The 14,994-nt window shown below is 70.5% G+C and carries 10 protein-coding genes; 2 read left to right on the top strand and 8 right to left on the bottom strand.

Going from position 1 to position 14,994, the window contains the following annotated elements:
• Positions 1-5 precede the first annotated feature (5 nt).
• From ACZ7L6_RS33805 to ACZ7L6_RS33780, 6 genes are all read right to left on the bottom strand, one after another.
• Entirely contained in the window at positions 6-629 is a 624-nt protein-coding gene (locus tag ACZ7L6_RS33805; RefSeq protein WP_471930585.1) for a hypothetical protein, read from the bottom strand.
• Complete coding sequence (locus ACZ7L6_RS33800; RefSeq protein WP_398827522.1) at positions 614-1,750, bottom strand: ParA family protein; 1,137 nt, start codon at positions 1,748-1,750, stop codon at positions 614-616. Before ACZ7L6_RS33800 ends, ACZ7L6_RS33805 begins: the two co-directional genes overlap by 16 nt.
• A gap of 399 nt (positions 1,751-2,149) precedes the next feature.
• The gene (ald, locus tag ACZ7L6_RS33795) at positions 2,150-3,265 is read right to left on the bottom strand and encodes an alanine dehydrogenase (protein ID WP_471930889.1); all 1,116 of its coding nucleotides are present in this window, start codon (positions 3,263-3,265) and stop codon (positions 2,150-2,152) included.
• Positions 3,266-3,409: 144 nt separating this feature from the next.
• On the bottom strand, positions 3,410-5,497 hold the full coding sequence (locus ACZ7L6_RS33790; RefSeq protein WP_471930583.1) for a tetratricopeptide repeat protein: 2,088 nt from the start codon (positions 5,495-5,497) through the stop codon (positions 3,410-3,412).
• A 277-nt stretch (positions 5,498-5,774) separates the two neighbouring features.
• Entirely contained in the window at positions 5,775-6,401 is a 627-nt protein-coding gene (locus ACZ7L6_RS33785) for an NUDIX domain-containing protein (RefSeq protein WP_471930581.1), read from the bottom strand.
• A gap of 99 nt (positions 6,402-6,500) precedes the next feature.
• Positions 6,501-8,147: a CTP synthase gene (locus ACZ7L6_RS33780; RefSeq protein ID WP_471930579.1), complete on the bottom strand. Its 1,647-nt coding sequence runs from the start codon at positions 8,145-8,147 to the stop codon at positions 6,501-6,503.
• Between the two features lie 493 nt (positions 8,148-8,640).
• Here ACZ7L6_RS33780 and ACZ7L6_RS33775 point away from each other — a divergent pair, with 493 nt between their 5' ends.
• Entirely contained in the window at positions 8,641-10,443 is a 1,803-nt protein-coding gene (locus ACZ7L6_RS33775) for a glycoside hydrolase family 15 protein (protein ID WP_471930887.1), read from the top strand.
• A gap of 165 nt (positions 10,444-10,608) precedes the next feature.
• Positions 10,609-11,991: an FAD-binding oxidoreductase gene (locus tag ACZ7L6_RS33770; protein ID WP_471930577.1), complete on the top strand. Its 1,383-nt coding sequence runs from the start codon at positions 10,609-10,611 to the stop codon at positions 11,989-11,991.
• A gap of 390 nt (positions 11,992-12,381) precedes the next feature.
• On the opposite strand, the gene ACZ7L6_RS33765 is transcribed toward ACZ7L6_RS33770, so the two are convergent.
• Positions 12,382-13,341, bottom strand: coding sequence for an LLM class F420-dependent oxidoreductase (locus tag ACZ7L6_RS33765; protein WP_471930575.1), 960 nt, complete (start codon positions 13,339-13,341; stop codon positions 12,382-12,384).
• A 10-nt stretch (positions 13,342-13,351) separates the two neighbouring features.
• Positions 13,352-14,857: an APC family permease gene (locus ACZ7L6_RS33760; RefSeq protein WP_471930573.1), complete on the bottom strand. Its 1,506-nt coding sequence runs from the start codon at positions 14,855-14,857 to the stop codon at positions 13,352-13,354.
• Between the last annotated feature and the right edge of the window lie 137 nt (positions 14,858-14,994).

The raw sequence follows: 14,994 nt of genomic DNA, 5'->3' as shown, positions 1-14,994 counted from the left end.
TACCGCTACCGCCCGCGAAGCCGTCGTACGAGGATGCTGGCGTCTCCCCGGGTCTCCAGATCCGCGAGCACCACGGCCACCGCCTCGCGGACGATCCGCCCGCGGTCGACCGCCAGCCCGTGCTCACCCCGGAGCACCAGACGCGCATGCTCCAGATCCATGAGCTCCTCGGCGGAGACGTACACGGTGATCTTCTCGTCGTGCCGTTCGCGACCACTGGGCCGGCGCGAGGCGGTGCGCCCACGCTTGCGCGGCGCGGAGGCGGCCGCACCGGACGCGGCGGAAGCACCGGCGGCACCGGAGGCACCCGCCGACGGCGTCCCGGCAGAACCTTCCTGCGCCCCCTGACGTCGCGCGGACCGCTCCGCGGCCGCGGCCCGGGTGCGCGACTCACCGGCGTCGGCGGACTCGGCGTCGACCGCCACATGCTCGGCGCCGTCGCCGTCACCGCCCTGCGCGGGCACCGACTGCGGCGCGTCCTCCGCGGCCACGGCGTCGCTCTCCCCCGCGGGAGCCGGCACCCGGGCCTCGCCGTTGGCCGGGCGCCGGGGAGTGGACGGCTGGAGCGCCATTCCCCCTGTCGTACGGAACAGTTCGTCGGCCCCCGGCAGACTCACTCGGCGTGACACCGGGCGAGCACCTCCCTGGCGAGCTGGCGGTAGGCGGCGGCACCGACGGAGTTGGAGGCGTACGTGGTGATCGGCTCACCGGCGACCGTGGTCTCCGGGAAGCGGACCGTGCGCCCGATGACCGTGTGGTAGACGTGGTCGTCGAACGCCTCGACGACACGCGCGAGCACCTCACGGCTGTGCACGGTGCGCGAGTCGTACATCGTGGCGAGGATCCCGTCGAGCTCCAGCTCCGGGTTGAGCCGCTCCTGGACCTTCTCGATGGTCTCGGTGAGCAGCGCGACACCGCGGAGGGCGAAGAACTCGCACTCCAGGGGCACGATCACCTTGTGGGCGGCCGTCAGCGCGTTCACCGTGAGCAGGCCGAGCGAGGGCTGACAGTCGATCACGATGAAGTCGTAGTCGGGCAGCAGCGGCTTCAGGGCGCGCTGCAGCGTGGACTCGCGCGCGACCTCGCTCACCAGCTGGACCTCGGCGGCCGACAGGTCGATGTTGCTCGGCAGCAGGTCCATGTTGGGGACCGCCGTCTTCAGGAGCACCTCGTCGGCCGACATGCCCCGCTCCATGAGCAGGTTGTAGACCGTGAGGTCGAGCTCCATCGGGTTCACGCCGAGGCCGACCGACAGCGCGCCCTGCGGGTCGAAGTCGACGAGGAGGACCCGGCGTCCGTACTCCGCGAGCGCGGCACCCAGGTTGATGGTCGACGTCGTCTTGCCGACGCCGCCCTTCTGGTTGCACATCGCGATGATCTTCGCGGGACCGTGGTCGGTCAGCGGACCCGGGATCGGGAAGTACGGCAGCGGGCGCCCGGTCGGGCCGATGCGCTCGCGACGCTGGCGGGCAGCGTCGGGCGCGAGCGTGGCCGCGTACTCGGGGTCGGGCTCGTACTCCGCGTCGGGGTCGTAGAAGTGCCCTTCGGGCAGTTCGTCGTAGTCGGCGAAATGGTTGTGGGGCGCGCCACTTCCGTCGCCGGCCATGGCGTTCACGTGATGGCCATCCATGCTCTGGTGTGCTGACAGAGCCGTGTGGGGGCTGGTCTGGCTCTGGTGGGCTGCGAAGGTTCGGACAGCGACGGAGCCGACAGCCTCGAATCCCGCGGGACCCTGGCCCCGTACAGGCATTCCTGGTTGACCACCCCCGGGAGAAAATGTCGACTCATTCACAAGTCGTCTTACCTCCTTGGTGACCAGGAAACTTCTAGACAGGTCAGCGTGGCACCATGCCGACGGTTGGCGACTCTATGGCGTGTCGGGCGTCCGCAGCAACACAATCCGCCGGACCGGGCAGATGTGTCGACAATGAAACATCGCGCTGTCAAGGGCGTACGGCCGTCGCACAGCAGGTTTCACCGGTGTACGAATCGCCCGAAGGGTTGCGTTCGAGGCGAGTTGACCGAGTGCCGCAAAGTGACCATACACACATCCAGCCGGACCTTTTTGAGCAAGGTCCGGCCGGGTGCGTACGGTTGACGACTCGTGTTGACGTATCGCCTTTACCAGAAAGTGACTTAGTCGATCGGCTCAGCCGAGCAGCGACTCGAGCTCCACGTGCTCCAGGCCGTGCGCCTCCGCGACCTCCCGGTAAACCACCTTGCTGTCATGCGTGTTGAGGCCCTTGGCCAGGGCGGGGTCGCGGCGCAGTGCCTCGACCCAGCCGTGGTTGGCCAGTTCGATGATGTACGGCAGCGTGGCGTTGGTCAGCGCGTAGGTGGAGGTGTTGGGCACCGCGCCGGGCATGTTGGCGACGCAGTAGAAGACCGAGTCGTGGACCTTGAAGGTCGGCTCGGCGTGCGTGGTCGGACGGGAGTCCTCGAAGCAGCCGCCCTGGTCGATCGCGATGTCGACAAGGACACTTCCCGGCTTCATCCGCGCGACCAGCTCGTTGGTGACCAGCTTCGGGGCCTTGGCGCCCGGGATGAGCACCGCGCCGATGACGAGGTCGGCGTCCAGGACGGCCTTCTCGAGCTCGAAGGCGTTGGACATGATCGCCCGGACCTTGGTGCCGAAGACCTTGTCCGCCTCGCGCAGCTTGTTGATGTCGCGGTCGAGCAGCGTGACGTGGAAGCCCATGCCGACGGCGATCTGGGTCGCGTTCCAGCCGGAGACGCCGCCGCCGATGACGACGGCCTTCGCGGGCTGGGTGCCGGGAACGCCACCGGGGAGCACGCCTCGGCCGCCGGCCGAGCGCATGAGGTGGTAGGCGCCGACCTGCGGGGCGAGACGGCCCGCGACCTCGGACATGGGGGCGAGCAGCGGCAGGGCTCGGGAGGGCAGCTCGACCGTCTCGTAGGCGATCGCCGTGGTGCCGGACTCGATGAGCGCGTCCGTGCACTCCTTGGAGGCGGCCAGGTGCAGGTAGGTGAAGAGCGTCTGGTCCTTGCGGAGGCGGTGGTACTCCTCGGCGATGGGCTCCTTGACCTTAAGCAGCAGGTCGGCGGTGGCCCACACCTCGTCGGCGGTCGGCAGGATCTGCGCGCCGGCGGCGACGTACTCCTCGTCGGGGATCGACGAGCCGACGCCTGCGCCCTGCTCGATGACGACCTGGTGGCCGTTGCGCACCAGCTCGTGCACGCCGGCGGGGGTGATGGCCACCCGGAACTCGTTGTTCTTGACCTCGCGGGGGATGCCGACCTTCACGTCGATCACGGTCCTTGGCTCAGAGGGTGTGGGGGCATTACATGACATACCCGAGCATGCAGGGCACACCGGGAGACACCGCAGGAGAAGGTGCGGCAGAGCCAGTCTAATGAAGGTGTTCCCGCTGTCTAGCCTTTCATTGCATCAATCTTCAGCGGATGTACTACGGATTTCGCAGGCGTTAGCGTCGTGTTCCGGCTCGAAAGCGTCTTGCTCGGTGCCAGGCTCGTCCACATCGGGCTCCTCGGGCTCCTCCCCCAGCATCCGCCGGGCCGCGCCCCGGTGCAGCTGCGCCGCCGCGGGATCACCCAGGTGCTCCAGGGTGTCGGCGAGCCGCAGGTACAGCGCCCCCTGCAGCCGCGTGTCCCCGGCGCGCCGCGCCCACTCCACCGCCTCCTGGCACGTGCGCAGCGACTCCTCGGGCCGCCCCGCGTACTCCTGGACCCGGGCCAGCTCGCTCAGCGCCCGCGCGTGAGCGGCGAGATCCCCGTTCTTGCGGTGCCCGGCGACCGCGGCCCGCCAGTTCCGCAGCGCCTCGCCGTACCGGCCCGCAAAGGTGTGGGCGGCGCCGATACGGCCGTACAGCCGGGCGGCGTCCGTGCGCTCGTCACGGGCCAGCCGCTGGGCCAGCGCCCGGCCGAACCAGTCGGCGGCCCGGTCGTAGTCCCCGAGCTCCAGATGGGCGCCGCCTACGGATTCCATCGCGCGGCCGGTCGCGTACGGGTCGTTCGCCTCCCGTCCGGCGTCCAGCGCGGCCCGATAGCGCACCAGAGCCGCCTGGGTACGCCCCGTCCGGGCGTCGACGTCGCCGAGGTTCAGCAGGGCCGCGGCCTTCTCGCGCGGGAGGTTCTGTCGCTCGGCCACGTCGAGGACCAGGCTGTGCACGGCGTACAGATCATCGGCGGCGGCCTGTGTGCCGACGTGCACGACCAGCGCCCTGACCAGCTGGGACATCAGGCGCCGGGCGAGGGTGTCCAGCTCCCCGTCGGCGACGGCGGCCCGGGCCGAGGCCAGCAGGGCGGGCCGGCGGATGGTCAGCCAGTCGGCGGCCGCCCGGGGGTTGGGGAAGCGCAGGGCCTGGGGCATGCCGAGGAGTTTCTGGCGGGTCTCGGGGCTGTCGGTCTCGGTGATCGCCCGGCAGGACTGCAGCAGCCGTACGGTCCGCTCCAGCATGCGGGCGCGGGCCAGCTGCAGCTCGGCGGGGCGGTCCTGGGTCTCGGTGAGTGCCTTGAGGTGGGCGTACAGGCAGGCCGGGACCTCGTACTGCGGCAGCGGCGATTCGACGCCGTGCAGCAGACCGAGGGCGACGAGGTCGTCCAGGATGGTGCGGGCGCCGTCGACCGAGCAGCCGGCCAGGGCGGAGGCTGTGTGCGGGTCGACGAGGCCGCCCGGGGCGAGGGTGAGCAGCCGCAGTATCCGGGCGGCGTTGGTCGGCAGGGACGCGTAGGCGAGGCGGAAGACCCGGCTGAGCGCGGTGCCCTCCTCGCTCTGCGCCCGCAGTTGCTTGGCGAGGTCGGCGACGGCCGCCTTGGGGCGGGCGGCGAGCCAGCCACCCGCCAGCATCAGCGCGGCGGGCTGCCCCTGGCACACCTCGACGAGCCCCTCGGCGGACCGCGGGTCGACGGTGATGCGGACCGAGCCGGTGTACCGGGACAGCAGCGCCACAGCCGACTTGGTGTCGAGGCCCCCGACGGTGCAGGGCCGCACGTCCGCGATCCCGGTCAGCGGTCCGCCGGAGACGGCGACGACCAGGCACTGCGGGGCGTCCGGCAGCAGGGCGTCGACCTGTTCGGCCTCGGCAGCGTCGTCCAGCAGGAGCAGGGCCCGGCGCCCGGCCAGGGCCTCGCGCAGGGCCGCCGTGAGGTCGTCCTCGCCGGCGCCGGGCGGAATCGGCCGGTCCAGGGCGGTGAGCAGCTCCCGGGCCGCGCGCGCGACGGGGACGGGGGTGCCGTCGGGCTCGCTCAGGCGGGCGCGCAGCACACCGTCGGCGTAACGGTCCGCCACCTGCCGTACCAGTTCCTCGGCGAGGGCGGTGCGGCCCGAGCCGGGACGGCCCGCGATGAGCAGCACGCGCGCGCGTGGCGCCTTGCGGCCGGAGAGGGTGTCCAGGCCCGCGCGCTCGATGTCGGCGCGGAGCTCCTTCAACTCACGCGTGCGGCCCAGGAATCGGTGCTCGCCGGACGCCTGTGCCGACACCTGCACGCCGCCTGTGTCCACCACCTGATCCGTCACGGGCCACGCTCCCGTCCCACCACACGCGCTAGCCCGCCGGGACTTCGGCCAGGGCGTCTCCAGAGCCTAGTTCACGGTCCGCGACGATCTGGGCGCAGCACGGCGGACACGTCCCCCGACCGGATCAGCAGATCGTAGGACCGGCACCATCAAACGGGCGCCAGGGCCGCGCCCCCTAAGGGGCGCGGGGAAGTGCGCGCCCAGCCACAGCGGCGCCGCACACAACCCACGACCTATCGCGACACTTCCGTAGTTGTCGGCTCTCCCAGCGGAGCGCTCACGCCTCGAACGGCCGCGCCGGCCACTCCGCTTCCGCCGGCCGCAACCCGTCAAGCCCGCCGGAGGCCCGGGCGGCGACCAGTGACAGCACACCGACGACGAGACAGTTGTTGTGCAGCTCGCCCGCGAGCACGCCCCGGACCAGTTCGTCGACCGGCACGCGCGCGTGCTCCAGGTCGGCCTCCTCGTCCTCCACCTCGAAGCGCTCCCCGTCGGCCTCGGACAGATCCCGGGCGAGGAAGATCCGTACGGCCTCGTCGCAACCGCCGGGGGTGGTGTAGACGTCGGTCAGCACCCGCCAGTCCTCGGCCTTGACGTGGGCTTCCTCGTACAGCTCGCGCTGGGCGGCGTGCAGCGGGTTCTCACCGGGGATGTCGAGCAGGCCGGCCGGGATCTCCCAGAGCTTCTCCCGCACCGGGTGCCGGTACTGCTTGATGAGCAGGACGCGGTCCTCCTCGTCGAGGGCGAGGACGGCCACCGAGCCGGGGTGGACCTGGTAGTCGCGGCGTACCACCGAGCCGTCGGGCATGACCACGTCGTCCGTGCGGACGGAGGTCTTGTTCCCCACGAAGGGGGTGTCCGTCGCCCGGATCTCCCACTCCTGCGGGGTGTCCTTGATCGTCAATGCCCTGCCCTTCCACACGCTTTCAAAAAGAACCCGCCAAAGAAAACCGGGGTGCGCACCTTTGAAGGTTTGCACCCCGGCCACCGTACAACTGACGTGTTACTTCGAATTCTTCCGCTCGACCGCGGCCTTCACGAGGCCCGCGAACAGCGGGTGCGGACGCGTCGGACGCGAGCGCAGCTCGGGGTGGGCCTGCGTGGCCACCAGATAAGGGTGGACCTCGCGGGGGTACTCCACGTACTCCACGAGCTTGCCGTCGGGCGACGTGCCGGAGAACAGGATGCCCGCCTTCTTCTCCAGCTCCGCCCGGTAGGAGTTGTTCACCTCGTACCGGTGACGGTGCCGCTCCTCGACGTACTCCTTGCCGTCGTACACCTCACGCACGATCGAGCCCTCGGCCAGCTTGGCCGGGTACATGCCGAGGCGCATGGTGCCGCCCATGTCGCCCTCACCGGCGACGATGTCGAGCTGCTCGGCCATGGTGGAGATCACCGGGTGGGAGGTGGCCGGGTCGAACTCGGTGGAGTTCGCGTCGCCGATGTCGGCGAGGTTGCGCGCCGCCTCGATCACGATGCACTGCAGGCCCAGGCACAGACCCAGCAACGGGATCCTGTTCTCGCGGGCGTACTTGATCGCGCCGACCTTGCCGAGGACACCGCGGTCGCCGAAGCCGCCCGGGATGCAGATGCCGTCCACGTCGGAGAGCTGCTGCTTGGCGCCGGCCGGGGTCTTGCAGTCGTCGGAGGTGACCCACTTGATCTTCACGCGGGCCCTGTTGGCGAAGCCGCCCGCGCGCAGCGCCTCGGTGACCGAGAGGTAGGCGTCGGGCAGGTCGATGTACTTGCCGACCAGCGCCAGGGTGATCTCGTGGTCGGGGTTGTGGACGCGGTCGAGCAGGTCGTCCCAGGTCGTCCAGTCCACGTCCCGGAACGGCAGGTCCAGCTTGCGGACGACGTAGGCGTCCAGGCCCTCGCCGTGCACGGTCTTCGGGATGTCGTAGATCGAGCGGGCGTCGGGGCAGGCCACCACGGCGGCCTCGTCGACGTCGCACATCAGGCTGATCTTGCGCTTGATCGCGGTCGGCACCTCGCGGTCGCAGCGCAGCACGATCGCATCTGGCTGAATACCGATGTTCCGCAGGGCCGCAACCGAGTGCTGGGTCGGCTTCGTCTTCAGCTCTCCCGAGGGGCCGATGTACGGCAGGAGCGAGATGTGCACCACAAACACGTTGTCCCGGCCGACCTCGTGACGGACCTGGCGGACGGTCTCCAGGAACGGCAGCGACTCGATGTCTCCGACCGTGCCGCCGACCTCCGTGATCACGACGTCCACCTCGTCCGTCGCCATACGGCGGATGCGGTGCTTGATCTCGTTGGTGATGTGCGGGATGACCTGCACGGTGTCGCCCAGGTACTCGCCGCGCCGCTCCTTGGCGATCACCGTCGAGTACACCTGACCGGTGGTGACGTTGGCGGAGCCGTCCAGGTCGCGGTCGAGGAAACGCTCGTAGTGGCCGATGTCCAGGTCGGTCTCGGCGCCGTCGTTGGTGACGAACACCTCACCGTGCTGGAAGGGGTTCATCGTGCCAGGGTCGACATTGAGGTACGGGTCCAGCTTCTGCATGACGACGCGCAGGCCCCGCGCCTTGAGCAGCATGCCGAGGCTGGAGGCCGTCAGGCCCTTGCCGAGCGAGGAGGCGACACCCCCGGTGACGAAGATGTGCTTGGTCGTCGTGGATTTTGGCATGGCCAAGAGGGGGCTCCCGTGGTCGCGATCTTGAAGTGCGGTTCGGGGGTCTTCACGCCCACCGGTCCACGGGCTACCAGGGTATCAGCGCCGAGAAGCGATGGCTTCCGGCCACGCTCCGCACACGAGTCGGCACGGATCCGCACGGCCCGCCCGCTTCTCACCCATCACTCACCCCCTGCTCACCCGTTCGGCCGACCCGGGTTGCCCGGAGCGGCACGCAGATCATCTACGTGCGTCGTATCCTGCTCGGACATTCGCTGCCGAGCCCGGCCGGCAAACACGGCACCACCCCCGCCCGTCACACCCGGAACAACGAGAGCTCGTCAGTTCGTTGAGCAGAGATTGTTGAGAAGAGACTGTCGTTTGCCTCAGGGCGGAAGCGACTGCTTTGCTTCACGGCTCAACGACGCATTACAACCACCCCTTGACCGCACTAGCGAGAGCCCCCTTGCCAGGAGGGGGTGACGTGGCCGTTCGACTGGAGTTGCACGTGGCCGGGCGCATCGAAGACTACGCACTCATCGGAGACATGCAGACCGCCGCACTGGTTTGCCGGGACGGCACAGTGGACTGGCTGTGCCTGCCCCGCTTCGACTCGCACGCCATCTTCGCCGGCCTGCTGGGCACCGAGGAGCACGGCTTCTGGCGGCTCGGCCCCGCCCATGCCTCCGACGCCCCGCCGCCCACCGCGGCCCGGCGCAGCTACCGCGGCGACTCCCTGATCCTGGAGTCCGAGTGGGACACGCCGCGCGGAACGGTCCGGGTGATCGACTTCATGCCCCCGCGTGACGGCGCGCCCCAGCTGATCCGGATCGTGGAGGGCGTCTCGGGCCGGGTGCCGATGCGTTCGGCGCTCAGGATGCGTTTCTCGTACGGCCGGGTGGTGCCGTGGGTGCACAAGCACGAGGGCCGTACGGTCGCCGTCGCCGGCCCGGACTCGGTGTGGTTCGACGCGGAGACCGAGACCTACGGCAAGTCGCTGACGACGTACTCGGACTTCACGGTCGCCCCGGGTGAGCGGATCGCGTTCACCATCTCCTGGGAGCCCTCGCACAAGCAGCCGCCGGCGCTGCCGGAGCCGGAGCAGTCGCTGGAGGCGACGGAGGACTTCTGGCGGGAGTGGGTCGAGCACTGTACGTACCACGGCCCGTACCGCGAGGCGGTGATCCGCTCGCTGATCACGCTGAAGGCGCTGACGTACGCCCCGACCGGCGGCATCGTCGCGGCGCCCACGACCTCGCTGCCGGAGGACATCGGCGGTGTCCGCAACTGGGACTACCGCTACACCTGGCTGCGGGACGCGGCGATCACCCTGTCCTCGCTGCTGCGCACCGGCTACCGCGAGGAGGCCCGCTCCTGGCGGGAGTGGCTGCTGCGGGCCGTCGCGGGCGACCCCGAGAACCTGCAGATCATGTACGGCATCGCCGGCGAGCGCGAGCTGGGCGAGGCCGAGCTGGACTGGCTGCCCGGCTACGAGAACTCCGCGCCGGTCCGGGTCGGCAACGGCGCCGCGCACCAGCTGCAGCTGGACGTGTACGGCGAGGTCACCGAGGCCCTGCACCTGGCCCACATGACGGGTCTGGCCCGCAACGACTACGCCTCTCTGCTCCAGCTGAAGCTGATCCGCTACCTGGAGGACCACTGGGACGAGCCGGACGAGGGCATCTGGGAGGTGCGCGGCCCGCGCCGGCACTTCGTGCACTCCAAGGTCATGGCCTGGGTCGCCGTCGACCGCACCATCAAGCTCATCGAGTCCGGCGACGCCGACGGCCCGCTGGAGCGCTGGCGCGAGCTGCGTGACGACATTCACAGGGACGTGTGCGAGAAGGGCTACGACAAGGAGCGCAACACCTTCACGCAGTCGTACGGCTCCAAGGAGCTGGACGCCTCGCTGCTGCTGATCCCGCAGATGGGCTTCCTGCCGCCGGACGACAAGCGCGTCATCGGCACCATCGAGGCGATCCAGCGCGAGCTGTCCACCGAGGACGGCTTCATCCTGCGCTACCCGACGCAGGGCGCCCACGAGGGCGTCGACGGCCTGCCCGGCGACGAGGGCGCCTTCCTGGCCTGCTCGTTCTGGATGGCCGACGACCTGGCGATGATCGGCCGCGTCGACGAGGCCCGCAAGCTGTTCGAGAAGCTGCTGTCCCTGCGCAACGACCTCGGTCTGCTGGCGGAGGAGTGGGACCCGCGCCTGCAGCGCCAGGTCGGCAACTTCCCGCAGGCCTTCAGCCACGTGCCGCTGATCGACACCGCGCTGCGGCTGACGGCGTCCGGGGCGTACGGCGGCTAGACGCTCCGCCGGGAAGGCCGTGGAGGTCGTCGGTCCTCTGCGGCTTCGTCGTGGCTGGTTCCGCCCACGCGGCGGAGCCGCAGATCGACACTGCCCCGCGCCCCTTCGGGGTGCTTCCGCCTAGGCTGAGTACATCCCATTTGCCCCTTTTGGAAGGGGGTGGCCATGGCTACCCACTCCAAGGCGGGCGCGGCCCTCGCCGCGCTGCGCGAGGATCTCTCCGGTGACGTGTTCGCCCCGGGCGATGTCGGCTACGACGACGCGCGGGTCGTCTTCAACACCATGATCGACCGTCGGCCCGCGGTGATCGCACAGTGCGTGGACGAGGACGACGTCGTGCGGGCCGTACGCTTCGGACGCGACCTGGATCTCAACATCGCGGTGCGCGGCGGCGGGCACAGCGTGGCCGGCATGGCGCTCAACGACAACGGTCTGGTCGTCGACCTGCGCCATATGCGCGCGGTCACCGTCGATCCCGCGGCCGAGGCGGTACGGGTCGCGGGCGGGGCCACGATGAGCGATCTCGACCGCGCCACCCAGGCGTACGGCCTGGCCACGACCGGCGGCCGGGCCTCGACCACCGGCGTCGGCGGCTTCGTCCTCGGCGGCGGCACCGGCTGGCTGGACCGCTGCTGCGGGCTCGCCGTGGACAATCTGCTCGGGGTCGAGCTGGTCACCGCCGACGGCAACCTGACCCACGCGAACGCGGACGAGAACCCGGACCTGTTCTGGGCCCTGCACGGAGGCGGCGGCAACTTCGGCGTCGCCACCGCGATCACGTTGAAGCTGCACGAGCTGCCCGAGTTCGCCATCGCGTTGCTGCTGTACCGGCCGGAGTTCGCGGCGGACGCCGTCCGCACCTTCCGCGACCTGATCGAGTCCGGCCCCGACGAGGTGGGCGGCGGCATCCTGCACTTCACCGGCCCGCCCGAGGAGTTCGTACCGCCGGCTCTGGTCGGCACACTGATGTGCGGTGCGCTGCTGACGTACGCCGGTGCCGAGCAGGACATGCGCAAGTACGCCGAGCCGCTGCTGGCGCTGCCGCACGAGGCCGAGATCGTCGGCGCGATGCCGTACGCCGACGTGCAGTGCATGATCGACGATCCGCCCGGCATGCGGCACTACTGGTCGGCGGAGTATCTGACGGGAGCGCCGGACGACTTCGTCGACGTCTACTGCGCCGACGCGCAGAGCATGCCCGTACCGACCGGCACCCAGCACGCCCTCCTGCCGCAGGGCGGCGCGATCGCCGCCGGCCCGCACGAGTACCCCGTGCCCTACCGGGACGCGCCCTGGGCGGTGCACCCCTACGGCATGTGGGAGGACCCGGCGGACGACGAGCGCTGCATCCGGTGGGTGCGGGACGTCCGCGCCGACGTCCGGCCGTGGAGCACCGGCGCGGTCTATCTGAACTTCATCGGCGACGAGGGCGCGGAGCGGGTCGTGGCCGGCCTGGGCCCCGAGAACACCCGGCGACTGGCCGAGCTGAAGCGACGGTACGACCCGGACAACGTCTTCCGGTTCAACCACAACATCAGGCCGGCCTGAGGCTTCGACGGGGGCACTGGTTCCGGTTGGATGCCGGATTCCAGTTGGATTCCGGTCGCCGCGCGCGAACGCGAAGGGTGCGCAGCCGGGGCCTGGGGTACCGGGGGTGCCGGCGCCAGGGCTGAGCCAGCTTCGGCACGAGAATTCGCGGCCGATTGGACGGGCCTTCTTGAGGGCCACGACGGGGATACGACAGCTTGATCAGGGCTGCGCGGGCAGGAACACGGCGGCCTGGACAAGCCTGCGCGGACCGGCGCCCGTCAACGGCTGTCAGGCGGGCGGCACCGTACAGCGCTCGTAGCTGCGGGCAGGCGTGCCGCTGGGGCGGCGCCCGTGCCAACGAAGCGGCACCCCGCCGGCGGGGGCGAGCGATCCGACCCTGCGGTGGGATCAGGCCCGCGCCAGCGCCCCCAGTGTCCGCTCCCCGCCCGGATCGCCCGCCGTCGCCGGGACGAGGGCGATCTCGTCGAGCCCGGCCTCGGCGTACTCCTCGGCACGCGCGCGTACGGCGTCGACGTCGCCCACCAGGCCGACCATTCCGGCCGCCTCGGCGGGCAGCGCCCCGACCAGTGCGTCGGAGTCGGCACCGCTGCGGGCCAGCTCGACGGCCTGCCCGAACCCTGCCGCCTCGAACATGTCGCTGTAGCCCGGCACCGTCAGATACCCGGCGATGCTCCGCAGCACCTGCGTGAGAGAGTCCGGGTCCGGATCGACGGCGGCCGGCAGCCAGGCGGCCAGCGTCGGCGGCGCCGTACGGCCCGCACGCTCGGCGGCCGCTTCGAGTTTCGCCCGCAGTGTGCGGACCTGTTCCGGCGAGACGATGTCGAGCAGCATCCGGTCGGCGTGCGCGGCGGCCGTGGCGATCGCGCGGTCACCGAAGGCCGCCACGGTGAGCGGGCCACCGGGCGGCTGGAGGCGGCGCCGGAAGACGCTGCCGGGGACCACCGGCTCGCCGGGCTTGCCGCGCAGGAAGCCCCGTACGGCCGCCGCCGAGGCCTCCATCGCCGCCGCGGGCCGCACCCGCGGCACCCCGTGCACGCCCTCGACGACCCGCTTGCTGGACGTCCCCAGCGCCACCCCGACCGGCCGCCCGGTGACGGCCGCGACCGAGGCGGCACCCCGCGCGATGCCGAACGGATCCCGCACCGACACCCCCACAGGACCGGCCGTCAGCGCGACCCGCTCGGTGGCCCGCCCGATGGCCGCGGCGAGGACGAAGGAGTCCCAGGTCGGCCCCTCCCCCGCCCACACCTCGCGGTACCCGAGCCGATCGGCGGCCACCGCCACCCGCAACGGCTCCTCGACCGGACTGTCGTCCTCCCGTGCCACGGCAACCACGCTGAAGTCCATGCGGACGCCGCTACCCCGCCGCAGGTGCCGTAACCGGATCTTCCTCCCGCTCGGCCGAGTCCTCCAGCACGATCCGGCCGATCACGGCGTACCGCTCCGGCCGCCGGACTTTCAGATACCAGCCGAGCCCGAGCCCGCCGAAGAAGACCAGCCCCACGATCCACGGGATGGCCTTGAAGAAGAGCGAGCCGGCCGCCGTACCGGCCGCGGTGTCCAGGTTGGTCACCAGCAGCCCCACGACCGCGATCATGCCGATGCCGCCGAGCAGCGGGGCGGTGAACGTCCGGAACCAGTGGCGGTCCTCGGGGTGGTTCCTGCGGAAGTAGCCGATGACCGCGAAGGAGCACAGGGTCTGCACGATGAGGATCGCCATCGTGCCGAGGATCGCGAGCAGCGTGTACAGGTGGATGTACGGGTCCTGACCGGTCAGCCAGAAGGCCCCGACGAGCGCGACCGCGATGACCGACTGCACGAAGGACGCGATGTACGGAGACCCGTGCCGGGCGTGTGTACGGCCGAGCGCGGGGTGCAGAAAGCCCTCGCGGCCGATGGCATACAGGTAGCGGGCGGCGCACTGGTGGAAGGCCATGCCGCAGGCGAACGAGCCGGTGATCAGCAGCCACTGGAAGGCGTCGACGGCCCAGGCGCCGATGTAGGTGTGCGCCGGGTCGAAGAACAGGTCGAGCGGGCTGGTACCGGAGGAGATGTCGACCGAGGCCTCGAGGCCGTTGCCGGCGATGGTCATCCAGGAGACGTAGATGTAGAAGATCCCGACGCCTATCACCGAGATCAGCGTCGCGCGCGGGATGACGCGCTTGGGGTCGCGGGACTCCTCACCGTACATCGCGGTCGACTCGAAGCCGACCCACGACCAGAACGCGAAGAACAGGCCGAGACCGGCGGACGCGCCCGTGAAGGCGTTCTTGGGGTTGACGGGCTCCATGGGGATGCCGTCCGGGCCGCCGCCGTGCAGGAGCACGGCCGTGGCGACCGCGAAGAGGACCGCGATCTCGGCGAGCAGCATCACGCCGAGGGCCTTCGCGGTCAGGTTGATGTCGAAGTACGCCAGGACCGCGGTGACGAGCAGCATGGCGGCGGCGTACAGGATCCAGGGCAGGTCGAGCCCGAGCTGGTCGTGGACCGTCGTCTGCGCGAAGTACGAGAAGACGCCGACGATGGACGCCTCGAAGACGACGTACGCCAGGACGGCGAGCATCCCGGACGCCATGCCGGTGATCCGGCCCAGCCCGTGCGAGATGTAGCCGTAGAAGGCGCCCGCAGCGGTGATACGGCGGGCCATGGCGACGTATCCGACGGAGAACACCGTCAGCACGAGCGTCGCGAAGAGATAGCCGGCGGGCGCGCCCGTGCCATTGCCGAAGCCGACCGCGATGGGCAGGTTGCCCGTCATCGCGGTGATCGGCGCGGCGGTGGCGACCGCCATGAAGACGACGCCCACCAGGCCGACGGAGTTCGCCTTGAGCCGGTGAACCTCTCGCGTGGGTGTTTCCGTCATTCCATCCCTCTCGACGTGCTTCCGCAACGAAATCCGAAGGTGAAGCACCCGCTTCCTTCGGATACGCCAGTCTGGCGGCGCAGTGATGTACGCCACAACCGACAAGGGGTCCCGCAATCCGGCGTGCGGCGCGACGC

The sequence above is a fragment of the Streptomyces sp. NPDC107522 genome, from assembly GCF_055657525.1.
This window is presented reverse-complemented; position numbering and strand designations above follow the sequence as displayed.